The following is a 25,137-nucleotide window of genomic DNA, read 5'->3' as shown; positions in this document are numbered from 1 at the left end:
AGGCTGTTTATTCTGCCGTGAATAAACGGTTGTTTTCATTTCTCGTTCCCGGGAAAGGATGGGCGGTACTCAGTAATACAGATTGGGTAAGTGCCGTGTCATTTGTTTGCTGGTGCAGTACGGTCATCCACACGGACCAATTACCGGAATACCAGGCTGTCATGGCAATCTGGTCTACCAGCATCTGTCGGAGTAAGGAGTGATTTTCTGATTTATCGGGTATACTGTCCATGCCCCGTAACCCCTCCAGCGCATGCATGGCTTTATGCCATGCCTCTGTACGTTTGAACATCCGGTTGTCGGCATGTTGAAGATGTACGGTCTCGGGTATACGTAGTTCATTGGTGGCAGCATCGTAATATTCCAGTTTCATATTCAGCTGGAAATGGTGGATGGTGTTGAAAGCTTTTTCGTACAACGTTTCTGCAGCCGCGGGATTGGCCACCACAAATACCAGTTCCATATTCTTTTCCAGTATCCGATCACCATCTGCATTAACGACCACATATTTTACCGGGCGCAATTCATAGTGCAGGGGACTATTATACAGGTTGAAGGAGAGATCCCTGTCGGGCCACAGCAGGGCATCGGCACTGAGTTTGTTGAGGGCTGGTACGCGGATGTTGTTCCGGCAGTCGTTGCAGATCAGCAACAGATCCTCCCACATGGATATGTCCACGCTTTCTGGCCAGGCAGCATAATATCGCAGGTGTTCCACATGATAGCCGCTCAGCTGCATTTCACAAAAGGAGCAATAATTGCCGATGGTATCTATCAATGCATTTGTAACAGTACCCGGTTTTACAGTACCGCTTCGCTGTTGTAATTGCTGTATAGGAGGAGATATTTTATTGACTGGTCTCATGGATTTTATTTTAAGGCATATTGTTAATATCGGTGCCTGGAAAATAGGCTTGCGGAAGTGCAGGATTTGCTGTATTTATTTTGAACATGGTATATACTGAATCCTGTACGGTGGGAGGGGATTTCTGATAAAAAACATATGCCCAGATGCTGTAGTAACCAGCCGCCTGTGCGGTGGAAATAATTTGTTTAACCATGTAGTCGTATTCATTTGAGCCAGGCTGAAAACCCTGAAGCCTGTACATGGTCAGCAGCGCATTCATCCACGCAACAGTTCTGTTGGTAACGCGCCTGTCTGAATAATTATCCGCCTCCGTGAAATTAAGGTTGACAATGTTGATAAAATTGTCTTCCCGTTGCCCCGGTATCCCGCCGCTAACAGATTCGAACCTGACAGACACTGTTACTTCCTGTCCGTTTTGATATCCCGGGAGTATAGCCTGTACGGTATTGTTGTCGGTATTTGCTACATCATTATTGATGTTGAGTGCATATTGCAGCGGCACCGCGGCATCAGTGGTTTCGTTATACAGGACAGGGGTAAACCCGGTGTAGGCTGTTGGACGATTTGGCCAGACCTGGCTGTTGTATCCGCCATCGCCCACCTGTACCATGTTGGGGGCTGGAATTCCCTGTTTCTGTATAGCCCAGTTTTTACAGGTGGTAAAAGCTGGCTTTGAGCCCTTGTAGGAGTTACACATAGGGCATGCCAGGAAGAAGTTCTTATACTCCAGCATCAATCCAGGAAATTCTGCTTTAGGAAGCCGGTGTTCCACTGCCAGGGAAGAATCCTGTACATTCATACCACAGTAATTACAGTACTGTCCGTAGTTTTGAATCAATGAACCACGCGCATTTCCATAGTTTACGCCATCATTCTTACTGAAGTAATTAATCAGGGAAATAACCAGGCCCTGGTTCACCTGACTTAAATTCGTCCAATTGTCTTCACCATCATTAGAAAATGTGAGCGTTTGGAGCAGGGCAAGCACCCGTTGCGTGAGGTAAGAACTTTTTCCAACAGCGGGCTTGATACCGTTAACGGCAAGTCCATTACGGATAGCCTGCGTGTTGGTTCGCATATACTTAGGTATACCGTAATCTGGATTAGGATCAAAAGAAACAGGTCTCATTGTTTATAAGTTTATATATGCACCATACCATCCCAGGGAGCCGGGTTGTTCCTGATCACCGAGCAATACGAGGTTTACATTCCCCGCAGGCGGCAGCTTCAGGCCAAACAAACTCAGAGAGAGGTTTATCAGAAATAAATTATAACTCACTTTATCGCCGTCATGCACCACCTTCTTCAGCTGGAAAGGTCCGGCAGACAACTTCAGCACATTCTGGATGCTGAAGGTATTGCCACCACCGGAGCCGGGCAGCCGCAGGAAGATACCTACATTAACTGCGTCAGCGCCAGGACTCCATGCCAGCAGCAGCTGTGGTATGAAGCCTGTTTCACTTGCCAGCGCGCCGGGTCCGCCCCAATGCACGTCGAAGTTGACAGCGTACCAGGTGTCCTGCAAACCGCCGGTGGTGAAATTAACCGGAGGCACTACCTGCAGGTAGTTCAGCTTCTTGGGCGTATTATCCCCGCTGCCTTGCAGGATGTCGTTCGGACTTATCGGGAATGCGGCGGCAAAACTTTTGTCGCGCACGGTACTGAGCGATTGATCAAAAGCAGTATTGGAGATGTTTGGGGAGATAGATAAGCCACTGGTGGTGTTCTGCTTCGTATCCAGTTTGAAACTTACATCCAATGCAAGATTAGAGAAGTATAACCCCCGCGCAGGTACGAGTTCCTGTCCTTTGGGCGCGCCGAAAGAAAAGCAATCAAAATTTTCCAGGTCACGGAAATTGAGATAACCATAGAAAGTGAACTTGGAAGTCACCAGTTCCGTGGTGGGAACGGCTTTTTCAGGGACGGAGTTTACCGTCTGAAACTGTGCTTTTATGAAGTCCGTATAATTCAATACTGCACTGCTCAGGAAATACTGATAGGAGAGCCCCTTGCGGGTAAGGAAAGTATAGGTCCGGTGGCCGTCATGGTTTTCATAATGGCCATCAAAGATCATGGAGTAGTTGGCAGGAGGCGGTGTATCATCTGTCTTGGTGCCAGGTGGATTCAGTGATGCGGCTTCTTCAAACCACTTACGGGCCGTGAGTTCCAGTTTGCTGTCGAAATTAGTGATGATGGTATTGGCAAAAATAATCTGGAGAAAGAGCACCTTATAGCTGTATGTGGCATCCTGCATACTGTTGTTGGTATCACTGATCATTTGCGTATTGCCGTTGCCGTTATTGCCGCTGCTTTGTTGTACCCGTTTATAGGAAGGATCTGTATAGTTGATCAGCCCGAACATATTACTGCGTTTTATCGCAATGGGTTTGTCCAGGTTTTGGGCATCCTGTGTAACAAAATTTACCTGTACACCTACATGGTGTGCATAAAAGCGTTTCAGGTCCATAGCGCCCAGCAGCCCACGGAGATCTTTCGGGAAGTTGCCCAGGTTGATGTCTACCTTCAGCGCCAGGATGCCATACCATTGAGGGTCTTGTATGATGTTCAGGAAATTGGCGTACTGCGGTTCGTCTTGTTGCGACTGAGCATCAATACAGTAATTGAGTAACCAGGTTTGCGTGCCCTGCAACTGGTTATTGTCATAGTTGAATGATATGGGATCTGTCCAGGCGGTAAGATCAGCGATCAGGTCAAACAGTGCGCCGGGGCGGAATTTCATGATCAGGATATTTCGCTGGTCCGGATCATTTGCGGGATTGCGCGCCGGTATGTTGATATTAAACTGCCAGCCTTCTATGGAAAGTGCGTTATCAAAGGTGCCAATATTTTTATTGTCAGAGATAACAAGGAAAAGATTATTTGTCTGTAATGCATTCCGCAGCGGTGCCGGCAGGTTTACGAACCGCAGGTCCGTAGGTATTTCCGTGTTATGTGCCAGCAGCACTTCCTGCCAGTCTAAACCTGCAACGGTAGCCAATAACCCTTGCGGGGTGGTGGTTACAACAGAAGGTGCATCCGCAGGGGATAGCCTCGGAAGCGGCATTGTATCCATCTGTTTTTTTCGTGCAGGGGCTATTAGTTTGGTTTCAAAAGGAGCAATCTTGTCGGGAGGAAAAGGCGTTCCTTTTGAGGCACCTAGGCCTGCATATGGCGCCAGCGGGAAGCTGAGGGCAGCAGTACCTTCAGCAGGCAACTGTGCAGTGGTATTATAGAAAGCATCCAGCAAACCAGCTGTGTCAGATGATTGATATAAGCTGGCTACGGTAGGTGCTGCAGCGTATATCACCGGTGCATTATTGCCGGTTGCTTTAATAAAGGCCCAGGATACAGTGTAGGTGGTATCCAGTTCTTCACTGCTAAGTCCTGCGCTGGCATAAGCTGCGTTACCCGGATAAAAAATGATCTGATCACCGGAGGTAAAGGAAATAGCTTCTGTGCCGGCAAGTCCTGGTAATAGCTGACAGGCAGCGGCACTTTCCTGTTGTACGCCGAGGGTAAATGCTCCTTTGGGTGCCAGGTAATAAGCGGTGGGTGTTGCCGGATCGGCATATGTCTGAAACACAAGTTGTGCCGTTGAAGGGCCGGTGGTAACAGGTTGCAGGGAAATGGGCAGCCCGTATATCGTACGCAGATAAGACGACATAGTGCCATCACCCCCTGAAACAATCTGGAAACGGTCGTCCGTGCCTGCAATTTTTTCCAGTCCGAAGGATATGCCGGTGAATGTAAGATAGGAGCGGGAATCGTCCAGCGGATGGAGTGGGTCCCAATGTACATTAAACTGCCAGTAGGTCGTTTGCGTGGGCGCAAACAGCGGATAGTACTGGCTGCACAGGTTGCCGGTATCCATGTCTGTCATGCTGTACCGGAAGCCGGCGGACCAGCCGGTATATTCGGCAGAAGAGAAGTCGTTGATCATTACCTGACCGGTAAGTACGCCGGCCATATCACCACTAACGGCAATGGACATACTTTTTTCAACAGCGGTAGTTTGCGCGCCGGTTACATTGGGGTATCCGGCCTGAAGATGGCCATCGGCATTGAGCAGGAGCGGCGCATCACGGAAAAGGGGAAACTGGTAAGTGCCGAAGCCCAGTTGTACTTCTTCCTGCACCAGGATGCCATTGTCCGTCATCTTTGCCTGGAGTACACTTTGCAGACCGGAGTTCTGATCCGTGTTCATCCACCAGGCAGCACCTGTATGGGCCGGTTGTTTGAGAACAGTGGTTGCTGACAACTGTTTTTCCAGTGCCGTCAGCAGATCTGTTTTCGTATGGTCGATAGGGTTATACAGAAAGATGTAATATCCTTTGTATTTACTCCAGCTGTCTTCCAGGGAAAGCTGCGCCGGCTTCTCTGTGCCGGGCAGGAAATAGCAACAACTGATCTGATCCGGAATTGGGTCAGGAAGATACAGGTTGCTGTCTGGCTGAAAGGGGGTGTACATGTTATGAAATTAACGACTAACAAAGAATAACTTCAACAGTTGCATGACAGGCGAGTCTTGTCCTTTCCGGAGAATGTTTGCCGCGAGGGCATCCATAAACGAGGAGTCCATTGTGTACGCAGGATCAACAGTAGGAAAAGGATCGCCGATCTTCCCCGGTAGGAATGTATCCATCTTTCCTGGTCCACCCATGGCCTCATTGAGGTTGCTGAGCGCAGCAGGATCCTCATGGAGTGGTATCGTTCGTAGTTTGTAAAACTGATCGAAGACGGTAATAAGGGATGGAAGGTTACCTGGCTGGCAGCCGGGTGTCTTCAGGCAGGTATAGTATTTAATAAGCAGTTGATAGATGTAATAATCGAAGCTCTGGTACCTGTTCATGAACTGCACGTTCGTAGAGGCATCTGTATCCAGGATACCACGTTTGAGGAAGTGAGGTACGCCTTTTACCAGGATGGTATGGACCTGGTAACGCCAGGCCCCCATCCATAGGATGCTATAGGATACTCTGTAGAGCATGAGGTCGCGGGCATATTGTTCTTCTGCCAGATCTCCCAGTGTAAAGTTGCCGCTACCACCTCCTGAAGGTCCGGTAGGGCCGCGTAGTCCGGTTATACCCTGTAAGCCGGTGAAGCCTTGTGGGCCGGTGCTGCCAGGGAGGCTTAATCCGGTAGCACCTTGTACACCTGTGAAACCTTGTGCACCTGTTGCGCCGTTTAATCCGGTAGTACCTTGTACACCGGTAAAGCCTTGTGGGCCGGTTGCACCTGTACCGTTTAAACCCGTTGCACCTTGTACGCCAGTGAAGCCCTGTGCGCCTGTTGCGCCGTTTAACCCTGTTACTCCCTGTAGACCGGTGAAGCCCTGCGGGCCGGTGGCGCCATCTACTCCGGTAGCACCTACACCGGTGGTACCTTGTGCGCCTGTTGCCCCGTTTAAGCCTGTTGTACCCTGTACACCAGTGAAGCCCTGTGGGCCGGTGGCGCCATCTACTCCGGTAGCACCTACACCGGTCATACCCTGAACACCTGTCATACCCTGTACGCCCGTAACTCCCTGTACACCAGTGAAGCCTTGTGGGCCGGTGGCACCGTCTACTCCGGTAGCACCTGTACCGGTCATACCCTGAATACCTGTCATGCCCTGTACGCCCGTAACTCCCTGGATACCGGTGAAGCCTTGTACACCTGTAGCACCCACACCGGTCATACCTTGCACACCGGTTGCGCCTTGTACACCGGTGAGGCCCCGTGGTCCTTCCGGTCCGGTCAGTCCATTCATGATGGCATAACTCCAGGTATTGCCAGGATAACCGGTAACGCCCTGTACGCCGGTAACGCCCTGAATGCCCGTGGCTCCCTGCACGCCAGTGGCGCCAAGCGGTCCGGTAACACCCATAATTCCAGTAGGACCTTGATATCCCTGTTTGCCAGGTTCACCTTGTATGCCGGTAACTCCCTGTGGGCCCGTGGGACCTTGTGGCCCTGTGGGGCCTGTCGGGCCTGTAATGCCCGTGGGATCTGTTAATGGTAGTGTCATAGATAAAATGAGGGTTTCATGAGGTAGTTAATTTATCCTTGAGGGATAGATAAATCAATTTTATACAAGTTAAGTTAAGCAAATTCTAATTTATCTAACCTGGAAATATGTCTTGTAAGTAAAGGTGGTTGTGAACTGCTGTTTTTATCAGGTGAACGCTTTTTTGAGGTGGCTGATGATGACAAGCAATAATGCATTACCGGCAATAACCCCGTTTTTACCGGTGCCAGATGGAAACTCACCTAAATGCACTGTCAAACGAAAAGTTGGCCTGCTAACTTTGTTTCAGATTAAAAAATAAACCATGGACAACCAAGCCAGCATCGAGGCCATACACAGGGCCAACCTTGAAATTTGTAACTCCTTTGATACATTGGATTTCAGCGCCGCAAGCCGCTATCTGACTGAAGACTGCGACTATATCACCTTTAATGGAACACATCTGAAAGGCAGAGAGGAATACGTACGGGTACATGAAGAACTGATGAATAATTTTATGTTCAGAGGTGCAAAACTGGAAGGGGAAATTAAACAGGTACGTTTTTTAAATGAAACAACAGCTATTGTAATTGCCACAGGGGCCATCCGTTTTCGCTGGCAGAAACAGGCCCCGGAAAGCCGCCAATCCATTAACACAACGGTGTGGGTTAGAAATGCTTCGGGCGACTGGCAGCTTACTGCTTTTCACAATTGCAGGGTAAAAAAAATCGGAAGATTTGCCAGTTGGTTACTTAAGCTGGGAAAGAAATAATACTATCATCCCTCTATTATATATCACCATCAAAAGCCGCATAAATCACGCTATTTATGTGGCTTTTTTTAGTTGAATTTCGATTACGCACTAAGTGCCTGATTGAACCCATTGACTTCGCCAGGCTGGGGCCCCGAAAGGATCTGCGAAATATTGCGTTTCGTGTACAACCTTCCCGTTGCGGAATTCCATAATACTCACGGTGAATGCTGATTGCCCCTGGTAGTTGATAGTATATTCTGTAATCCAGAGATCACCGGCACCAACAATCCGCCTGACATGGAAGCCGGAAGGCTTACCGGGATGATGACTCCGCAACGCCTGCAAATTATATCGTCCAAGGATTCGCTCTCCTGACTGGGGATAATCACAGGTAACCTCATCATCATAAATATCATGTTCGGCGTTTACATCGCCAGCTGCCGATGCGCGCCAGTGCGTATTCAGGGCTTCGCGTATTTGTGCTTCTTCCATATACCGAATCAGTTGTTTGGTTTTTCGTTCAATTAACGCGTGCAATGAAACCTGGCACGCCTGTCTTCACTACTTCGTTGAATCGCTGCCTGGTTTGAATGCGATTGATTTCATCAAATGCGTCTTCCGGCAAGGTGGAGATATCAAAATTTTCTCTTGCCCGGGCAGCAGTTCTGGGTGTGGTCAGCAAAGCCGTGCCGCGTTGGAGCGCCCAGGCCAGCAATACCTGCGCTGGTGTTTTTCCAACCCGTGCAGCAATCGACAAAATGACCGGATCTTCGAGTGGTCCGGGCTTTATTCCGTGACCCAACGGTGCAAATGCCAGAAACACGATATCCTTCTCCCTGCAGAACTCCAGCAACACTGTTTCCGGCAGATACGGATGTGATTCGACCTGGACTACAGCGGGTTTGATTCTTGCTGATTCGTAGAGCGGCAACAGTTCGTTCAGGCTGATGTCAGACAATCCGATAGCCTTGCATTTACCACCATCCACGAGACGCTCCATCGCCGTCCAGGTGTCGGACAAAGTTACGTTGCGGTCGTAAATGACCTGCCCGTTTTGATCCCGCGGATCCTGCTCATCTCCCGGTTGAAATGCAAACGGTGTGTGAATGAGGTAGAGATCGAGGTACTCCAGTCCGAGTCTGTTCAAACTCGCCTCGAATGCCGGTTCAACGCGGTCGGGCCGGTGATTTGTGTTCCACAACTTTGTGGTGACAAAGATGTCTTCGCGGGCAATACCTCCGGCAGTAAGTCCAGCCTGCAACGCTTCACCTACCTCTCGCTCGTTCCGGTATCGTTCTGCACAATCGAAGTGGCGGAATCCTGCTCCCAGCGCGTTCCGGGTAGCAGTGATGGTTTCTGCTGGATCAGAAATCAGGGTGCCAAACCCGAGCAGCGGCATATGGATGGTATTATTTGTTGTCTTCATTTTTTATAATATTAAGTGCGCTCTTCTGTTGATCAACCAGACTGATGTTGCTTTGAAAGCACCCAACAAAGTACGGCAGGAAATTTCAGGCAACCGTGTGACCTACATCACATTTTTAATATCCATTTTAGTGATCTGTGAACGTTGTAAAAAAAACCGGTTGCTCTCTGCCAGGGAGCAACCGGTTCTTGAAAAAAATGTGAAACAGATCAGAAATTGGTGGTGAGGTAACTTTTACAGTTAGGATCCAGCGAACCAAGTGTAGCCGAATTGTACGGAGGCCTGTTGGTGTTACAGTAATTAGCTTCCGATGAAACCGCCAGGTATTCTGCCTGATTACTCAGCACATAAGCGGAGGAAGGGTAAATACCTGCGTAGTAGGCATCACTGTAAAGGTTGTAAATAGTAGAATTGTTAAATCCACCAGAAACCCACCGGTCATGCAGATAGTGGAATAATTCGTGAAAGATAACATTACCCGGACCTGTATGTACACTACGGTAAGTAGCAAAATTTACAATGTATACGTTACCGTTAGTGTAAAACAAATCACCACTACCAGGGCTGGAATATACATTGATAGGGGCGCCGGTCATGCGTGATTTGGTGGTGCTGGTAATGCTGGTGTTGTAGAGCTGGTCAATTTCTCCATTTACCAAAGCTTTGATGTCATTAGGAACACTACCTGAATAGTTGATTGTAAAAGAACGGTAACTGGCAGCTGCTACCGCACCCGAGGCTTCACCACGGGCATTTTTGTTCTTGTTGAAAAAATCGATCACCTTTTGTCTMTCGGGCGTGATAGTAAGGTGATCTTCTACGGCTTGTACCGCTACAGTGTTTTCCGGTGCTACAGGACTTTTGCTCAGGTTTTCCTTTTTACAGCTTGTAATGGTAACAATTGCTAACAGCAGGGCGAGGGTTGAGTTAACATGGATTTTGGTGCGTTTCATAAAATAGTAGTGAGGGTTTAAAACTCGCTCAAATATATATTTATTCCTACTAAATCTATGGCAGGAGTATATTATATTTTTTTAAAAACCGGAGAAATATAATGTTCCTGTAACCATTGCTGCTATTGAGTTACAGTGCATATGTTTTTTCTCTGCGGTAGCAGGTAAAGTGTGTTGGAAATACATGATGTGCAAGCGGCTTTCCTTCCTGACGAAGAAAAGTCGCTGTAATAAATAAGACATGCTAAGTGTGTTATCAGGGTCAGAAAGCGTGATGCCTTTTTCGAATGGTAACGCGCTTTTTTATTTTAGCCAATGACTCCCGGGTATTTAATAGGTCCATTTCTCAAATGTGGATTGCCTGCCACTGCAATTATTTCGCAAAGTACTACGAATATGGGTCGCAACCATCCAGATATGTTTTCAGCATCGGTGGAGTTACGCTGGCCGCGTAATTTTAAACCAGAATTTAAATCAAATCACATGAAACAGTTAGAAAAATTGGTTACCAAAAAGGTAACAACTCCGGAAACTGTAAAAGGCGGTAGATACGCATTTTTACCAGAGTTTTCAGTAGACGATCAGGAAATAACCACAGAAAATTATGCTTCGTGGAATGGTCAGCATTGGGTAACCGATACCCGTAAAGACCCTAAGTAATCTCCCCCAAACGTAAACCTTTAAAAAATTAAAAACTATGGAAAAGTTAACAAAACTGAATGCAAAGAAAGTAGAATCCCTGGAAACAATCAAAGGAGGCAGGGCTGCTTCTATCTCCAACGATTTTTCTGATGCCGGTGAAAGCTGTGGCACCACTGTTCACACGCCTACGCATTATTCAGGTCCGGATGTTTACCTGTGCGACCACAGACCTGATGGTAAATAATAAACATCATCTTCGGCCATTGTTGTGACCGGAACCCCAGGACTGCCGGCTATTGCCGGCAGTCCTTACTACCAGTAATCAACTAGATACCATGTCCAAGCAAATCCTCATATTAAGTCAATCGCACCTGGAAGGCACTACGGATCATGTTTGCCAGTGGTTGAACCATTTGCGGATACCCTACCTGCGGGTGAATGGGGAAGACTTATTCCATATTCAACACCTGAGTGATCTGCCCGGCAACACCGAAATAGCTACCGTTTGGTACCGGAGGAAGATTAGCAACTTTCCTGTAAAATACAGTCTTAAACAAGAAGACTTTCCTACACAGTATACCCTGAAACGATTCCTGGTGGATGAGTTCAGCGGAATTCATTCATTGCTGTTTTATACTATTGACCGGCAGAAGTGGTTGAATGACCCCGTGACAGAAGATAACCTGAACAAAATACACGTATTGAACCTTGCCCGCAAATGCGGCATCAATACACCCTTGACAGATGTGGTGACATCCAAAGCGGCCATTATACACCTGCTGGAAAGCCACCCCGAACTAATTGTAAAACCTGTCAGTGAATGCATTTTCCTGGAAGACGCCGAAGGCGGGCAATACAAGATGCTTACCAAAACCATTAACAAAGCCAATCTGCACCAGGTACCTGAAAAATTCTTCCCCTCGCTGATACAGGAAAAAATTATCAAGAAGTTTGAGATACGTACTTTTTACCTCGATGGCGAGTGCCATTCTATGGCTATTTTTTCCCAGAATAACCGGAAGACAAAAGATGATTTCCGGAACTACGACAACCAGCGGCCCAACAGAACAGTGCCTTACAAACTCCCGGCTGACCTGGAACTTAAGCTGGACCAGTTAATGAAATCGCTGCGCTTCAAGACCGGTTCCATTGACCTGATGGTAGACATGCAGGGGAACTATCATTTCCTCGAAATTAACCCGGTAGGCCAGTTCGGCATGGTGTCTTATCCCTGCAACTATTACCTGGAAAAGAAATTAGCACAATGGCTCCATAAAAATAGCTCCCATGAAAAAGAAATTCATCAGTAACCTGAAAGAGAAGAAAGGACTGCCGTTGTCACTGTATTTCCTGGAAAAAGATCAGCAGCAGACAACCAGGTCCATTCTCAAATTTGAAAAAGCCCCGAAAATAAAATCCGAAGGGTTCGAGCTTTTTAATTTCTATAAAGTGATTTCCAAATTCTGATGATGCAATACTTTAATCTATACGCAAACTGCCGGCTCGTGAAGGGCGCCCGTATGTCGCTACTCTGTGATCTGCAGATGCGCAGGTTTTACCATATCCCCAACGATACTGCCGATGTGCTCATTTTTTTACAACATCATTCCATTGAAGAATGTATGACGCATTACGGAGAAGATAACCGGGAGGCCATTACTGGTTACATTGATTTCCTGATCAGCAAGGAACTGGGGTTTACAGATCATCAGCTGCTGCAGGAACTGACACCACTGGACCTCAGCTGGGACCGGTACTCGGATATTACCAATGTAATCATCGAGTACAATGAAGAAATCAACTACACCGCAACTTTTTTCCGTCAGTTGTTCGACTTGCATGTACAGGGGCTGGAGATCAGGTGTTACAGGAAAACGGCATTATCTAAGATCCGCGAATTGCTGGAGATATTTAACGGCACCACCCTGAGATTCATCAAACTGGTGCTGCCATATGATGATGCGCTGGAGCTGCGGACGCTGGATAAACTTGTGAAACAATACCCGCGGGTAAAGTCGCTGCTGATACATTCCTCACCGACTGATAAGCCGGAAAAAATATTTGATGGTTCCGTGCCGGTGGTATTCTTCAGCAATAAAATCAATTCCTGCCTGGCCTGTGGTGAAATCCGTACGAACTATTTCACTTCAAATATGGAGCTGTTCACAGAGAGCCAGCATTACAACACCTGCCTGAACAGAAAACTGAGTATAGACCTGAATGGATATATCAGGAACTGTCCTTCTATGCGGGAACACTTCGGGCATGTGAAAGAAACAACCTTGCAGGAAGTGTTGGACAATGAGGCGTTTCACCGGTATGGAAAAATCCGTAAAGACGAAATAGCGGGTTGTAAAGACTGTGAGTTCAGACATGTATGCACTGATTGCAGGGCTTACCTGGAAGATCCACAGGATATTTATTCCAGGCCACTTAAATGCGGGTACGATCCGTACACCAATAATTGGGAGGAATGGGCAGAGAATCCTTTGAAGCATGCAGCCATCGCCTTGTATGGGCTGGACGAGACAATCAATTAATATGAAGCTGAAAGCATTCCCTTTTTATATGCAGCCGGACGGGAAGGATTGTGGTCCTACCTGTATAAAGATCATCAGTAAGCATTACGGCAGATTAATAGATATTCAGACCATCCGGTCGCTGGCAGAAACCACGCGGGAGGGAAGTTCTTTGCTGGGATTGTCTGCTGCGGCCGAGGGGTTGGGGTATAAATCGCTGGCGGTTAAAATAGATTTCATTACCCTGATGGAAGAGGCGCCGTTGCCCTGCATTTGTCATTGGGGGCAACAACATTTCGTTGTTGTTTACAAGATAAAAAAAACCGGTGGGCAAACATTCGTGTATGTTTCCGATCCAGCTTACGGGCTGCTGAAATATACTCAACAGGAGTTCATTGATGGTTGGGTAGGGCGGGGCAAGCAGGAGCGGGATGAGGAAGGCATTGCCCTGCTGCTGGATCCTACCCCTGCATTTAATGAAGCTGATGCAGCAGCACCGCGTAGCAGGAAGGATTTCTCTTTCCTGTTCAGTTATTTTTTCAGGTACAAAAAACTGATCGCGCAACTGGCAATCGGTCTCTTTGCCGGCAGCCTGCTGTCACTTATTTTTCCCTTTCTTACGCAAAGCATAGTAGACATAGGCATTCAGAACCATGATCTGAACTTTATTTACCTGGTGTTGCTGGCACAGGTGATGTTGTTTTTAGGGAGGATGGGAATAGAGATCGTACGCAGCTGGATTTTGTTGCATCTCTCCAGCCGGATCAATATTTCTATTGTATCTGACTTCTTCATAAAACTTATGAAACTGCCTATCAGCTATTTTGATACCCGCATGACCGGCGATATTATGCAGCGTATCAATGATCACCAGCGGATAGAACAATTGCTGACCAATTCCTCGCTGAATACGCTGTTCTCCCTGGTGAACCTGGTTATTTTCAGCGTGGTACTGTTGCTGTATGACTACCGGTTATTCCTGATCTACCTGTTGGGGGCCTGCTTGTCGGTAGGATGGATATCGTTCTTTCTTAAGAAGAGAAAAGAACTGGACTATAAACGTTTTTCACAGGTATCGCAGGAGCAGAGTAAGGTGATTGAACTGGTGAATGGTATGCAGGAAATCAAGATGCACAATGCCGAAAAACAGATGCGCTGGGGCTGGGAATTTATGCAGGTGAAACTGTTTAAGATCCAGATCAGGTCATTGTCGCTGGAACAATGGCAAACCGTAGGCTCAAATTTCATTAACCAGATGAAAGACATCTTTGTCAGTTTCCTGGCAGCAAAACTGGTACTCGATGGCAATCTTACATTGGGGATGATGCTGGCAGTGCAGTATATCATTGGCCAGTTGAATGGCCCGCTGGTCCAGTTGATGGACTTTGTCAAACAAATGCAGGACGCAAAAATATCGCTGGAAAGACTGGGGGAGATCCATGACAAGGAAGATGAAGAGCCCGCCGATGTGCAGACGGTGGTGGAAATACCAGAACAGGATATCGCACTGAATAATGTTTCATTCAGGTACGTAGGTGCGGGAGCACCCGTGTTTGAGCAACTGAGCCTGCGCATACCTTACCGCAAAACTACCGCCATCGTAGGCGCCAGCGGCAGCGGTAAAACCACGCTGTTGAAACTGCTGATGAAATTCTACGAGCCCGGTGAAGGAGAGATTAAGATCGGAAATGTACAACTGCAGCATATTTCGGCGCGGTACTGGCGGGATCAATGTGGGGTGGTGATGCAGGAAGGATATGTATTCAATGATACCATCGCTAAAAATATTGCCATAGGAATAGACGATATCAACCGGCAACAGCTCAGGAAGGCCGTAGATGTAGCGTGCATCAGGGATTTTGTTGAAAGTTTGCCACTAAGCTATAATTCAAAGATCGGCAATGAAGGTATCGGGATCAGCGGAGGGCAGAAGCAGCGGCTTTTTATTGCCAGGGCAGTATACAAATCACCGGAGTATATATTTTTTGACGAGGCCACCAGTGCGCTGGATGCCAATACGGAGAAGGCGATCATGGGCAACCTCGAACAATTCTTAAAAGGAAAAACGGCAGTCATCATCGCACACCGGCTATCAACGGTTAAAAATGCAGATAAGATCATTGTACTGGATAAAGGAAAAGTAGTGGAAGAAGGAAGTCATGATGAACTGGTATCACTCAGGAAAGAGTATTACAGACTCGTAAAAAATCAGTTGGAACTTGGAAACTAAAAAAGATATACTAGACACTATTCAACTGCATTCGGAAGGTGTGCAGGATATTCTTACGCAGCCGCCGCATTGGATGGTCCGCTGGGGTAATACCACCATATTGCTGATAATTTTGCTCATTTTACTGATGAGTTGCCTGATAAAGTATCCGGAGTTTGTTCCTTCCACGGTGATCATTTCGTCCCGGAATCCGCCGGAGAAGCTGGAAGCCAGAATCAATACCAAAGTAGAGGAAATATTTGTGGCAGACCATCAGGCAGTTTCCCGGGGCAAGATACTCATGGTATTACAATCCACGGCTGACTACCGGGATGTGATCCGCCTGAGGGGCATCATTGATTCGTTGGGCAACAAGGGACTGGTGTATTTCCCGCTTAGTGAAGTAGCGGGATTTAAACTGGGAGAGATCCAGGGAGATTATAACGCCTTCGCCAAAGCGTTGACAGATGAGCAACTGTATGCCAGGCTGCAACCTTATTCCCCGGACTATGCGGCGGCAAACAAGAGCCTGGCCGAGTCACGCAACAGGATACATACCCTGCAACAACAAAAGAGTCTGGAGGAAACGAAGTATGAACTTTCTAAAAGGGAGTTCGACAGGTACCAGGAACTTTTTAAAGAAAAAGTAGTGTCCGCAGCGGAATTAAGCCAGGAAAGAATGAAGTTTCTGCAGGCAGGACAGAACCTGGAAAGCATCAATATTACGATATCGCAGTTGCAGGAAGGTATACTCAGCATTGAAAAGACCAGGAGTGGAGCTACCATCAATGCGGAGAAAGACAAGATCAACTTAAGTTCGCAGACCGGGCAACTTTTCGAGCAACTGAGAAAATCACTCAACGCCTGGGAACAGAACTACCTGCTCACCTCCTCTGTGGCTGGCGTGGTGGGCTTTCAGCAGTTTATTGGCAAGAACCAGTTTGTGAAGACAGGAGATATACTGTTGTCCGTTATGCCGGATGATAAAGATATGCTCATCGGCGGACTGCGGGTACCCGCCACCAATTCAGGCAAGGTAAAGGAGGGACAGAAAGTACTGTTGAAACTGGATAACTACCCTTACCAGGAATTTGGTATGGTGGAAGGTCGGGTAAAGAATATTGCCAATGCACCCGATAAAGATGGTAATTATTATGTGAATATCATTCTTCCTAATGGCCTTCAGACATCTTTTCACAAAACGCTTCCCTTTGATAAGGAATTAAAAGGCAATGCAGAAGTGGTTACACAAGACCTGCGGTTGATCGAAAGATTCTTTTATCAGCTCAGAAGGCTGTTGCGGTATGAGTAGCTGTTCAACCTTCTTACATAATTAAAACCTTGCAGCATATGGCGCTGCAAGGTTTTTTTGTTTTTGGTGGTAACACAGCGGAATAAATGAAAGGGCCGTATTGTACTTTTCTGGTCAGTATGTTTGCTTACAATAATTTGTTCTTTTTCTCTACCCATTTGCTGTTGATCTTTTCAAGCATATCGTCAAATTTTTTTTGCTCTTCGATTGGTAGTGAATCTTTAAATGACAACGCCTGCAGTAGCCAGTCTGAAAAAGAGGCGCTTAGCCTGGCGTCTGCACCCTTGTCTTTTTTCTCAACAGCAAAAGCCATTTCGTTGTATAAGGGTTCTATTTTTTTAAGTTGATTATTCAGCTCCTGGTTGCTGAAAGTTTCCAGCGTGAGCCCCGATTCGGAAAAGTAGTTTTTGGAAGGTGCGTTATCTCCACAGGCTGAAAATAGTATAGTGGCTATTACAGCCACCGACAAAAGGATTGTTTTGATTGTTTTCATATTTAGATTTTATTGAAAATTATTCCTGGTAAAAGGTGTTGAATTTTTGCAGATGTGTATCATACATAACCGCGATTTTTACATCTTCCCCGATGGCTATAATGCCGTCAATGGCCGATGTTTCAGGAGATTCACTATTCATGATGATCTTTGATCCCTTCGGAAAAGCATTGATTTTTATTTTGTCTGGATAGTTTTCAGAGAAAGCCAGGAACTTTTCTTTGGTGGCGGTATTTGTGCAGATGATCAACAGGCGGCTGCATTGTTTATCCTCGTTATCCATCACAATGGCCACATCTTTGTAGCCATCGGCATCAAAATCTCCATAACAAATGGTGGATTGGGCTCTTTCCGCATGCCGGGTTATCGAATACGCTGTACCATCATTATAATTTTGGGAGCGTAACAGTTTTTTTGTTTTTGTATCCAGACTACTAAAAGGGGAGTGGGAGAAGTCGATGTTCGCTGGCTTCATATTGGTACTGTCGGGGATAGCTGGTGCGAGTGAAGCCGACTCCTGTGGTCTGTTCTTTTCGCCTGTATGGCTTAGTAGCAAATAGCAGGATAAGATAATTGTTATTACTATTGCAGTAATGAGGAGTAAATATTTTTGCCCGGATTTACTTTTGTTTAGTGAACTTGGGTGATTATATTCCATAATTTTCTTTTTATTGTGATACCACCTTCAGCATCTTTTCATTTAAACAGCTTTCCGCCAGGGCATTTCGATCTGGTGATAAGTCTTCAACACTGTTTCAGAAATACGCTGTAGAGGGAAATTAAGGATACAAGTATAGGCAGCATACCCGGAGATAGGATCCAGCGACTGGTATTCGCCGCCTATGAGTCCATATCTGCAATATATTATCCTTTATCTGAATGGAATCGGGTGCAGATATAGGGTAAGATGCTACGGATAAGGGATGGAAACCATTGGATATTTACCCGGTCGCGTGCAGTATTTTTTTAAATCAGATATTTAAAAAATAATTAGGATCATAAAACCAGGGGATAAAAGGGGATCAGTTTATATATTTACGTTTTTTTGCGCAGCTAAATTTATTTCATTGATGAATGTGAGAACTTCATTTGCTTTCTTTTGTGTTTTGACCCTGCTTATTGTTGTCTCCTGCAAGAATGACAAGAAGCAACAACATCATCCCGAAAATACCCTTGATACAACATCCGGAAAAGATTATTTGTCCCTGGTCATTTCCCTGGATACGTTATTATCTGCCGGATACAAAGAAGTTATTTACCGGGAAGACAGCCTGCTCCGGTATGCTTCTGATAGCACGCTTCAGGCTTATTATCATTATTTCAGCGCAAGGCGGTACAACCTGGAGAAAAAGCGGGACAGCGCAATGGCCGAATACAGGAAAATGGCCGGGAAGAAGAGTGATGTGGAAGTGGACATGCTGAAGACCTACAGCATCCTGGATAATATGACCAGCAATGGCACAGTAGACGGAGTAGTGATGAATGGCCTGCTTTCTGCCCTGAAAAAAGCGGAAAGCACCCATAGCAGGCTAACTTACCGCTTTTATGACCTGATGGCCAAAGCCTACTATCAGAACCATAATGGAAAAGAGTCATTGGAATACGCCGAGCGATACTATAAAAATCATCCCTACAAGTCGCACCCGGTGATCCGGCAACGGTATTACGATATTTCTTTCATGCTGGCTTCCAGGGCAGATGATTATGAAAAGATGATGTTGTATAATGTAAAGGCACGTAATCTCGCGAAAAGTATTGGTGATAGCATGGCCATTGCACGGTCTTACGATAACTTATGCCAGGTATACGCCCGGCAGGGCAAGCCTGAAAAAGCCGTTGAAGCCAGCAGGGTTTTCGTTGATTATTTGAAGAAGAGCAATAGCCTGATGCCGTATGCATATAATAATTTAGCCACCAGTTTTATTCGTAATAATCAACTGGACTCTGCGATCCACTACTACAGGGAAGCTATTGCCCTTGCCAGGAGAAACAAAGAGGGTAGAGAAGAACCCAGTTATTACAAGGGACTTATAGAGGCCTATAAAAAGAAAGGTGCATACGCTGAAGCCATGAAAGCGGCAGATTATGCCTTCGCCTTAGAATTGGATAATCTCAGGAAGATAGAAGCAGTTAAGGTAGAGGAGGTACATGCAAAATATGAAACAGAGAAAAAAGACCGGAATATCGCTGAGCTGAGCAGCCGCAATGCKTTGAACGAAAAAGTGATCCGGCAGCAAAGATGGACGCTGGCACTGGCATCCCTGGTATTCATAGGCATACTTTTATTCTTCTACATTCTACACAGACAATATCGCCTGAAAGAAAAAAACAAACTGCTGCAATCAGAGAACAGCCGCCTGAACATGGAGCAAAAATTACTGCAGGCGCAGTTAAATCCGCATTTTATATTTAATTCCATTGCGAACCTGCAAAGCCTTGTTGCCTCCGGCGACACAAAAGAATCTGTCCGTTACCTGTCCGCATTTTCCGGGCTGCTACGCAGTGTACTCGAACAAAGCAGGAGGGATTTTATCAGCCTGGAGGAAGAAGTCACCTCGTTGAAAAATTATCTTCAGCTGCAGCGGATGCGTTTTGCAGGGATTTTCGATTACCAGGTAACAGTAGCCGATGATCTTTATCCTGAAAATATACTGATACCTCCTATGTTAGTGCAACCTTTTATTGAAAATTCAATAGAACATGGTTTCAGGAATATTCAGTACAAAGGTATTTTAACAGTATCATTCCGCGCTGAAAACGGTCAGGTGCTTATTGTGGTAGATGACAACGGTACAGGCATTACCAGTAAGAAAGAAGGGCAGCAGAAGAAAAGATCCCTGGCCGGAATTATCCTTAAAGAAAGACTGGAGGCACTTTTTAAGTCCACCGGACAGGAAGCAAAATTTGAAATTGAGAACAAAGAGAATAACGGCGCCCACGGAGTTACCGTGCGTATTGTAATACCAGAAATTAAAGATTAACCAGAAAGCAACTATACATGAAGCTTTATATCCTCGAAGATGAAACGCTCATACTGAAGCACCTTTTACAGGTTGTTCAAAGTATTCCTTTTGTACAAGTGGTTGGAAATTCTCCCGAAGTAGCGCAGGCCGCCAGGGAAATACCGGCATTGAAACCAGATATTATTTTAGCGGACATCAGGTTGAAAGACGGCGACAGTTTCCGGTTATTTCATGAAATAGGTAGTGAAGGTTTCCAGGTTATTTTCCTTACCGCTTATGACCAGTACGCCATACAGGCGCTTAATATGGGGGCTTTCGGATACCTGCTGAAACCGATAGATGAAGTTGCGTTAACGGAAATGCTGAACAAATGTTTCCACCAACGGAAACAGGAGCATGTAGGCCAGCAACAACTGGAAATAGCCCGGCAACATTATATGGCCCAGGGGGGAACGGCTCCTAAACGGATTGCATTGAAAAGCCTTGAATATATAGAAATCGTTTCTGTAGAAGATATTATGTATTGCAAGAGTGATAAGGGGTACACCACCTTCTACCTGAAGAATAAACGTGAAATCCTTGTCTCTAAAGGCCTGAAAGACTATGAGAGTTTACTGGTACCGGCTGGCTTTTTGAGGTGCCATCAGTCGTACCTGGTTAATTTCCACTACGTGGAAAAATATTACCGGGAGGGGTATTTAAAAATGCAGAACAATGAACAGGTGCCCGTTTCCAGCAGGAAAAAAGAAGAGGTGCTGAATTACCTCGAAAACATTTCCTAAGCGGGTTTTATCATAGCGAAAACTAAAAGAAGCTGTCTCGTAAATAAACACGACAGCTTCTTTCAGTTTTCCGAAGTTTTAACTTTTTAGCACCACGATTTTATATATTTGAGATAGTATTTTTGAAAATATTGGATTTATCCTTCCGCRCAAAACGATCATTCCTTAACTATGCCTTATTAATAACTCAATTAATAGTTATCATATGGGATCTCTTAAAAAAGCTACCATTTTTTTGGCGTTCAATCTTATCATGATAGCCCCGTGTTTTGGGCAAAAGTCGCTGTCATCAGCAATAGAAAGGCAATTTAATAAGATTGAAAATGATATTCTGGCGGCTGCCGAAGCAATGCCCGAGAGCAAGTTTAATTTCACTCCCGAGAGCCTCCATATAAAAAATGCCAATTTAGGTGGTGTCCGAACATTTGCCGGGCAAATCATGCATCTGGCCACCGACAATATTCTTATCTGGAGTGTTATTACCGGCGATTCCATACGTGCTGACATTGAGGATGTAAATGGCCCTAAAAGTATTAAAACCAAAAAGGAGGTGATCGAATACCTCAAAAGCTCTTTCTCAATTGGACGTAAAGCAATTTCAACATTGACAGATCAAAATGCAATGGACATGATTGACTTCAGATGGAGAAAGCTCCCCAGGCTGGACCTCGCGTTTTATGCGCTTACGCATGCGAATGAGCATTATGGTCAGATGGCGATTTATCTGAGGATGTGTGGCGTGACTCCACCGGCAACGCTTAATGATAAATAAAACCGTTATCTGCTCCTTAAGCTCCGGATAAAAAGATACTTTTGTGGCTAGCCATACATTAGTTAGCATGAATAATATTCAGGTCAAGTGGCCCCTTAACCCACAGGAAACGTTGTTGTATCAAGGAAATGCTCTTTATCTCACAGGTAAATACAGTGCCAAACAGGGTCGCTTATACATTACCAGTGAAAGAATTGTATTTGAAAGAAGGCCTATGTTTAGCTTGTTTGACATGATTGGTCGACTGTTCGGACGGAAAGAAAAGAATTTATCATTTCCATTAGCCACTATTACCAGTTTTAGAGCCACTAAATACCTTTTGTATAAAAGGGCCATCCAATTAGAATTGATGGATGGTGTTAGCTATCACTTTAGCGGAGGCAAGTGGGAGGATATAGATGCCGCTTATCAGAAAGCGATGCAGGGTGTTAAGCCTCTTCTCCGGTAAATTTGGAAGGAATTTTATCTTCGTTATCTCTAAATACTCTTTTAAGATATAGTGCATTAAGATCACCCTTTATTATAGTCAACATTACCTTTTTATTATGTAGACGCTGTCCAGGCTATGCTTAGCACCCGCTAAGTGCATATAGAAGCAGCGCAGGAGAGGTGGACTTGATGCGGGGATGACGTTCGGATGTATAACCGGGGTGAAATTGAATTAGAAGAAGGATAGAGGTAAGCACTGGCCATAGCAGGGCTGCTTCAGTGTTAGGCTGTAGCTGCGGAAAGAAATATACTATTGAAAAGAAGCGGGTATAAAGGGTTTATTTATCAAAATATCTCCGGAGGCAAGATGGCTTTATTCCAGTTGAATGACCGCTGGATATGCGTGTGTATAGGTAAGTTTGGGAAGCAATATCTTCCGCTTTGGATAAGTACGTTTATGCGCATATTTGGGTACCTGTGGCGCTGCCACCGCAATAATATCGGCGGCCATGTATTGTCTGCTGCGTGATGGGCCATCTTTATACATCGCTCTTACCTGGAAAACGACTACCAGTGAACCCTCCCCGGGTACATCGAGCGAAACGTTTGTTTCCTGGAAAGTGGTATCCGTATCTATCATGAGCGTCACCGTTTCGCTACCCGCCACCTGGCGTGATATAAAATCAATACGTGTTGCGATCACTTTTACTTCCAACGCAGCAATACCTTGATACCCGGCGATGGTTTGTGCGGGAATATTTAATATTCCGTTACTGAACAGCCGGGGAGCCACCGGAAAAAAATGATCTACACCAGTATGCTGATTGAAGCGGAAGCTTGTTAGTGCTTCATGATGATCGCCGGCAGCAATGAGCAGCTTGTTCAGCCGATTGATGTGGGCGCCGTCACAATGGATATCCAGGTGGGGGTAGAGCGCATGACGGATAAAAGCGCCTTTCCTGCTGGCGATGCCAAAGCGCCGGGAGGCGCGGCGGGTAGCAGCCGTTTGCTGCACGCTTTGGGGCATGCTGCGCAGGAAGTAGTTGCCATTGCGCTTATACCCAATGAGATTGCCGAGTTTTCCCGTAAAAGAAATGATAGACATTTGTTTTGCCATGGGAGATTATTTTGATTACTATAAATATAACACAATCCGGGGAACCTGTTTCCGGGACAAATTGAAGATTATCTAAAGGGAGTGTATGGCGTATTGTATAATATTCAAAGCTAGTGTAGTAGGGATTTGACAATGGCAAATGCGAGAGTATGGGCATTTAGATAAATATTGAAAAAAGATATTCTCCCAGATGTATATTCTCAATTCTAAAAATGCAACAATGTTTCATTTATTATTGTTTTTCCTTACTTTGCAACCATTATGACATGTAAAATATACTATCCGCTCGCCCTGGCAGCGGTAATACACTTGCTTTTTCCATTAAACCTGAAAGCACAATTAATAACTGAAAAAGGCAGGACAATGGAAAGTTCAAACAACGCCTTGAGTAAGAATTTACAGGATGCCAGCCGGATTGGTCGTACTTCGGGATCCAAGGCGCTGGAATTCCAGGAGCTGTATGATTATGAAGTCAGTGCAAAGAACCTGGTCGGCGCTACATTTCCTTATCAAAGCTTATTGCATAGGGCATATGTGATCATGCTGGCCGAACAAAAGATCATCAGCCATGAGGAAGCTAAAAGTATATTGAATGGTCTTGTTAAAGTAGATAAGTTGGCCGTGGAAAATCCCTCCCTGCAGGTATATCTTCCTTATGAAGCGCAGCTGATCAAAGAAGTAGGCAGTGTGGGTGGAAAAATGCATATTGGTCGCAGTCGTAATGACCTCGACAATACGACTAACCGGATGTTCTTACGGGATCAGCTGCTGGAGGTGATCGAAGGGGTGATACGACTGCGTACGGCCATCCAAACCAAAGCATTGGATCACCTGCAGACGGTGATGGTAATTTACACGCACCGAAAAGAGGCGCAGCCAGGTACACTGGCTCATTATTTAACGGCTATTGATGAAAGCCTGGCGAAGAGTTTAGCGCGTTATCTTCAGTTGTATGAACGTATCGATCAATGCCCGCTGGGATCAGGCGCCAGCGGTGGCACCAGTTGGGCGTTAGACCGGTACAGGGTGGCTGACCTGTTGGGCTTTAACCAGCTTGTTGTGAATACGATAGAAGGTGCGGCTGGCTGGGATCATATCGCTGAATTTGCATCGGATAATGCCATCTTCATGAGTGACCTTAGCCGCCTGGCTTCGGAGTTGCAGCTCTGGAGTACGGATGAATATAACTCGGCAGAACTGGATAATTCATATGCCGGTATCAGTAGCATGATGCCGCAAAAAAAGAATCCCGATGCCCTTGAAAGAACACGCAAGGCAGCAGCAATCACCACCGGGCAACTCATGTCTGTGCTGACCTCCTTAAACAGTATCGAATATCAGCATAGCGGCGTAAGGGTGATGCTGGAACCGAAGAGTCTTGATGCCCTTCTGGCAGCCACGCATACGATGACCGGCGTAGTCAGCACCTTACATGTCAATAAAGAAACGATGGCCAGGTACGCCCGGGAAAACTTCTCTACCATGACAGATCTGGCGGATGTATTGGTGAAGAGCGCCTACCTTGATTTCAGGGATGCGCATGAAGTGATTGCATCGGTTGTTAATAATGCGGTAGCGGAAAAGAAAACGGCTGATCAGATTACCGTAGCGATGGTCCAGGCTGCCGCGAAAGAGAGATTAGGGCATGAGCTGACCATCTCTGAAAAGCAATTACGGGCCGCACTTGATCCTGTTCAAAGCGTAGCGCATAAAACAGGACCGGGGATGCCGGCGATGTCTTCAGTGATGGAGATGATTTCCAATGGCCAGAAAGATGTTGCTGCTAAGTCTGCCTGGCTGGAAAAAAATAAAGCATATTTAAGCAGAAAAAAGGAGGCGTTGATGGAATTGGTAAAGCAATATTGAGGGACTTTATGTGATTGTAGGTAAAGGGAATATCATCCTATCTTAC

At 45.9% G+C, this 25,137-nt stretch carries 23 protein-coding genes; 13 read left to right on the top strand and 10 right to left on the bottom strand.

The window, feature by feature from the left end; genetic code table 11:
* Positions 1-7: 7 nt before the first annotated feature.
* From AC1DCV_RS19615 to AC1DCV_RS19600, 4 genes are read right to left on the bottom strand one after another with little or no spacing between them, the layout of a single operon-like run.
* A complete protein-coding gene (locus tag AC1DCV_RS19615) occupies positions 8-865 on the bottom strand; it encodes a hypothetical protein (RefSeq protein WP_477024741.1) in 858 nt (285 codons plus the stop codon).
* A 10-nt stretch (positions 866-875) separates the two neighbouring features.
* Positions 876-1,997, bottom strand: a complete 1,122-nt coding sequence (locus tag AC1DCV_RS19610) for an HNH endonuclease (RefSeq protein WP_477024740.1) — start codon at positions 1,995-1,997, stop codon at positions 876-878.
* Positions 1,998-2,000: 3 nt separating this feature from the next.
* Positions 2,001-5,336, bottom strand: a complete 3,336-nt coding sequence (locus tag AC1DCV_RS19605; RefSeq protein WP_477024739.1) for a hypothetical protein — start codon at positions 5,334-5,336, stop codon at positions 2,001-2,003.
* A 9-nt stretch (positions 5,337-5,345) separates the two neighbouring features.
* A complete protein-coding gene (locus AC1DCV_RS19600; protein WP_477024738.1) occupies positions 5,346-6,875 on the bottom strand; it encodes a hypothetical protein in 1,530 nt (509 codons plus the stop codon).
* A 304-nt stretch (positions 6,876-7,179) separates the two neighbouring features.
* On the opposite strand from AC1DCV_RS19600, the gene AC1DCV_RS19595 reads away from it, so the two are divergent.
* On the top strand, positions 7,180-7,626 hold the full coding sequence (locus tag AC1DCV_RS19595) for a YybH family protein (protein WP_477024737.1): 447 nt from the start codon (positions 7,180-7,182) through the stop codon (positions 7,624-7,626).
* A 90-nt stretch (positions 7,627-7,716) separates the two neighbouring features.
* Here the strand turns inward: AC1DCV_RS19595 and AC1DCV_RS19590 are convergent, their stop codons facing one another.
* The 3 genes from AC1DCV_RS19590 to AC1DCV_RS19580 form a co-directional block, all read right to left on the bottom strand.
* Entirely contained in the window at positions 7,717-8,100 is a 384-nt protein-coding gene (locus tag AC1DCV_RS19590; protein WP_477024736.1) for a nuclear transport factor 2 family protein, read from the bottom strand.
* A gap of 28 nt (positions 8,101-8,128) precedes the next feature.
* The gene (locus AC1DCV_RS19585) at positions 8,129-9,007 is read right to left on the bottom strand and encodes an aldo/keto reductase (protein WP_477024990.1); all 879 of its coding nucleotides are present in this window, start codon (positions 9,005-9,007) and stop codon (positions 8,129-8,131) included.
* Positions 9,008-9,243: 236 nt separating this feature from the next.
* A complete protein-coding gene (locus tag AC1DCV_RS19580) occupies positions 9,244-9,987 on the bottom strand; it encodes a hypothetical protein (RefSeq protein ID WP_477024735.1) in 744 nt (247 codons plus the stop codon).
* Positions 9,988-10,470: 483 nt separating this feature from the next.
* On the opposite strand from AC1DCV_RS19580, the gene AC1DCV_RS19575 reads away from it, so the two are divergent.
* The 7 genes from AC1DCV_RS19575 to AC1DCV_RS19545 all read left to right on the top strand — a co-directional run bounded on the left by AC1DCV_RS19575 (position 10,471) and on the right by AC1DCV_RS19545 (position 16,669).
* Positions 10,471-10,647: a hypothetical protein gene (locus tag AC1DCV_RS19575; RefSeq protein ID WP_477024734.1), complete on the top strand. Its 177-nt coding sequence runs from the start codon at positions 10,471-10,473 to the stop codon at positions 10,645-10,647.
* Positions 10,648-10,684: 37 nt separating this feature from the next.
* Positions 10,685-10,873, top strand: a complete 189-nt coding sequence (locus AC1DCV_RS19570) for a hypothetical protein (RefSeq protein WP_441574901.1) — start codon at positions 10,685-10,687, stop codon at positions 10,871-10,873.
* A gap of 91 nt (positions 10,874-10,964) precedes the next feature.
* The gene (gene gwsG / locus AC1DCV_RS19565) at positions 10,965-11,939 is read left to right on the top strand and encodes a grasp-with-spasm system ATP-grasp peptide maturase (RefSeq protein WP_477024733.1); all 975 of its coding nucleotides are present in this window, start codon (positions 10,965-10,967) and stop codon (positions 11,937-11,939) included.
* Positions 11,917-12,096, top strand: a complete 180-nt coding sequence (locus tag AC1DCV_RS19560; protein ID WP_441574903.1) for a hypothetical protein — start codon at positions 11,917-11,919, stop codon at positions 12,094-12,096. Before gwsG ends, AC1DCV_RS19560 begins: the two co-directional genes overlap by 23 nt.
* Complete coding sequence (gene gwsS, locus AC1DCV_RS19555) at positions 12,096-13,169, top strand: grasp-with-spasm system SPASM domain peptide maturase (protein ID WP_477024732.1); 1,074 nt, start codon at positions 12,096-12,098, stop codon at positions 13,167-13,169. The genes AC1DCV_RS19560 and gwsS overlap by 1 nt, the downstream gene beginning before the upstream one ends.
* A 1-nt stretch (position 13,170) precedes the next feature.
* The gene (locus AC1DCV_RS19550; protein ID WP_477024731.1) at positions 13,171-15,378 is read left to right on the top strand and encodes a peptidase domain-containing ABC transporter; all 2,208 of its coding nucleotides are present in this window, start codon (positions 13,171-13,173) and stop codon (positions 15,376-15,378) included.
* Positions 15,368-16,669, top strand: a complete 1,302-nt coding sequence (locus AC1DCV_RS19545) for an HlyD family secretion protein (protein WP_477024730.1) — start codon at positions 15,368-15,370, stop codon at positions 16,667-16,669. Before AC1DCV_RS19550 ends, AC1DCV_RS19545 begins: the two co-directional genes overlap by 11 nt.
* Positions 16,670-16,796: 127 nt before the next feature.
* Here AC1DCV_RS19545 and AC1DCV_RS19540 read toward each other — a convergent pair whose 3' ends face one another.
* Positions 16,797-17,162 (bottom strand): hypothetical protein, encoded by a 366-nt coding sequence (locus AC1DCV_RS19540; protein WP_477024729.1) that lies wholly within the window; start codon positions 17,160-17,162, stop codon positions 16,797-16,799.
* A gap of 19 nt (positions 17,163-17,181) precedes the next feature.
* Entirely contained in the window at positions 17,182-17,718 is a 537-nt protein-coding gene (locus AC1DCV_RS19535) for a hypothetical protein (RefSeq protein ID WP_477024728.1), read from the bottom strand.
* Between the two features lie 514 nt (positions 17,719-18,232).
* Here AC1DCV_RS19535 and AC1DCV_RS19530 point away from each other — a divergent pair.
* From AC1DCV_RS19530 to AC1DCV_RS19515, 4 genes are all read left to right on the top strand, one after another.
* Positions 18,233-20,143 carry a sensor histidine kinase gene (locus tag AC1DCV_RS19530; protein WP_477024727.1) on the top strand — a complete coding sequence of 637 codons (1,911 nt, stop codon included), beginning with the start codon at positions 18,233-18,235 and terminating at the stop codon, positions 20,141-20,143.
* A gap of 17 nt (positions 20,144-20,160) precedes the next feature.
* Complete coding sequence (locus AC1DCV_RS19525; RefSeq protein ID WP_477024726.1) at positions 20,161-20,907, top strand: LytR/AlgR family response regulator transcription factor; 747 nt, start codon at positions 20,161-20,163, stop codon at positions 20,905-20,907.
* 205 nt (positions 20,908-21,112) lie between these two features.
* Positions 21,113-21,679 carry a DinB family protein gene (locus AC1DCV_RS19520; protein WP_477024725.1) on the top strand — a complete coding sequence of 189 codons (567 nt, stop codon included), beginning with the start codon at positions 21,113-21,115 and terminating at the stop codon, positions 21,677-21,679.
* 67 nt (positions 21,680-21,746) lie between these two features.
* Positions 21,747-22,127 (top strand): GRAM domain-containing protein, encoded by a 381-nt coding sequence (locus AC1DCV_RS19515; protein WP_477024724.1) that lies wholly within the window; start codon positions 21,747-21,749, stop codon positions 22,125-22,127.
* Between the two features lie 354 nt (positions 22,128-22,481).
* On the opposite strand, the gene AC1DCV_RS19510 is transcribed toward AC1DCV_RS19515, so the two are convergent.
* Positions 22,482-23,225: a hypothetical protein gene (locus tag AC1DCV_RS19510; protein WP_477024723.1), complete on the bottom strand. Its 744-nt coding sequence runs from the start codon at positions 23,223-23,225 to the stop codon at positions 22,482-22,484.
* Positions 23,226-23,588: 363 nt separating this feature from the next.
* On the opposite strand from AC1DCV_RS19510, the gene argH reads away from it, so the two are divergent.
* A complete protein-coding gene (gene argH / locus AC1DCV_RS19505) occupies positions 23,589-25,091 on the top strand; it encodes an argininosuccinate lyase (RefSeq protein ID WP_477024722.1) in 1,503 nt (500 codons plus the stop codon).
* Positions 25,092-25,137: the final 46 nt, after the last annotated feature.

The sequence above is a fragment of the Chitinophaga sp. 10T418 genome (assembly GCF_056394125.1).
The sequence above is the reverse complement of the archived record's forward strand: the minus strand, read 5'-3'. Positions and strand labels throughout refer to the sequence as shown.

Excerpts from the sequence above, each read along its gene's own strand:
- AC1DCV_RS19595 (WP_477024737.1), top strand. The coding sequence starts at position 7,180 with ATGGACAACCAAGCCAGCATCGAGGCCATACACAGGGCCAACCTTGAA.
- AC1DCV_RS19615 (WP_477024741.1), bottom strand. The coding sequence starts at position 865 with ATGAGACCAGTCAATAAAATATCTCCTCCTATACAGCAATTACAACAG.
- argH (WP_477024722.1), top strand. The coding sequence starts at position 23,589 with ATGGAAAGTTCAAACAACGCCTTGAGTAAGAATTTACAGGATGCCAGC.
- AC1DCV_RS19550 (WP_477024731.1), top strand. The coding sequence starts at position 13,171 with ATGAAGCTGAAAGCATTCCCTTTTTATATGCAGCCGGACGGGAAGGAT.
- AC1DCV_RS19610 (WP_477024740.1), bottom strand. The coding sequence starts at position 1,997 with ATGAGACCTGTTTCTTTTGATCCTAATCCAGATTACGGTATACCTAAG.
- AC1DCV_RS19525 (WP_477024726.1), top strand. The coding sequence starts at position 20,161 with ATGAAGCTTTATATCCTCGAAGATGAAACGCTCATACTGAAGCACCTT.
- AC1DCV_RS19520 (WP_477024725.1), top strand. The coding sequence starts at position 21,113 with ATGGGATCTCTTAAAAAAGCTACCATTTTTTTGGCGTTCAATCTTATC.
- gwsG (WP_477024733.1), top strand. The coding sequence starts at position 10,965 with ATGTCCAAGCAAATCCTCATATTAAGTCAATCGCACCTGGAAGGCACT.
- AC1DCV_RS19585 (WP_477024990.1), bottom strand. The coding sequence starts at position 9,007 with ATGCCGCTGCTCGGGTTTGGCACCCTGATTTCTGATCCAGCAGAAACC.
- AC1DCV_RS19515 (WP_477024724.1), top strand. The coding sequence starts at position 21,747 with ATGAATAATATTCAGGTCAAGTGGCCCCTTAACCCACAGGAAACGTTG.
- AC1DCV_RS19560 (WP_441574903.1), top strand. The coding sequence starts at position 11,917 with ATGAAAAAGAAATTCATCAGTAACCTGAAAGAGAAGAAAGGACTGCCG.
- AC1DCV_RS19600 (WP_477024738.1), bottom strand. The coding sequence starts at position 6,875 with ATGACACTACCATTAACAGATCCCACGGGCATTACAGGCCCGACAGGC.
- AC1DCV_RS19510 (WP_477024723.1), bottom strand. The coding sequence starts at position 23,225 with ATGGCAAAACAAATGTCTATCATTTCTTTTACGGGAAAACTCGGCAAT.
- AC1DCV_RS19575 (WP_477024734.1), top strand. The coding sequence starts at position 10,471 with ATGAAACAGTTAGAAAAATTGGTTACCAAAAAGGTAACAACTCCGGAA.
- AC1DCV_RS19590 (WP_477024736.1), bottom strand. The coding sequence starts at position 8,100 with ATGGAAGAAGCACAAATACGCGAAGCCCTGAATACGCACTGGCGCGCA.
- AC1DCV_RS19605 (WP_477024739.1), bottom strand. The coding sequence starts at position 5,336 with ATGTACACCCCCTTTCAGCCAGACAGCAACCTGTATCTTCCTGACCCA.
- gwsS (WP_477024732.1), top strand. The coding sequence starts at position 12,096 with ATGATGCAATACTTTAATCTATACGCAAACTGCCGGCTCGTGAAGGGC.
- AC1DCV_RS19570 (WP_441574901.1), top strand. The coding sequence starts at position 10,685 with ATGGAAAAGTTAACAAAACTGAATGCAAAGAAAGTAGAATCCCTGGAA.
- AC1DCV_RS19540 (WP_477024729.1), bottom strand. The coding sequence starts at position 17,162 with ATGAAAACAATCAAAACAATCCTTTTGTCGGTGGCTGTAATAGCCACT.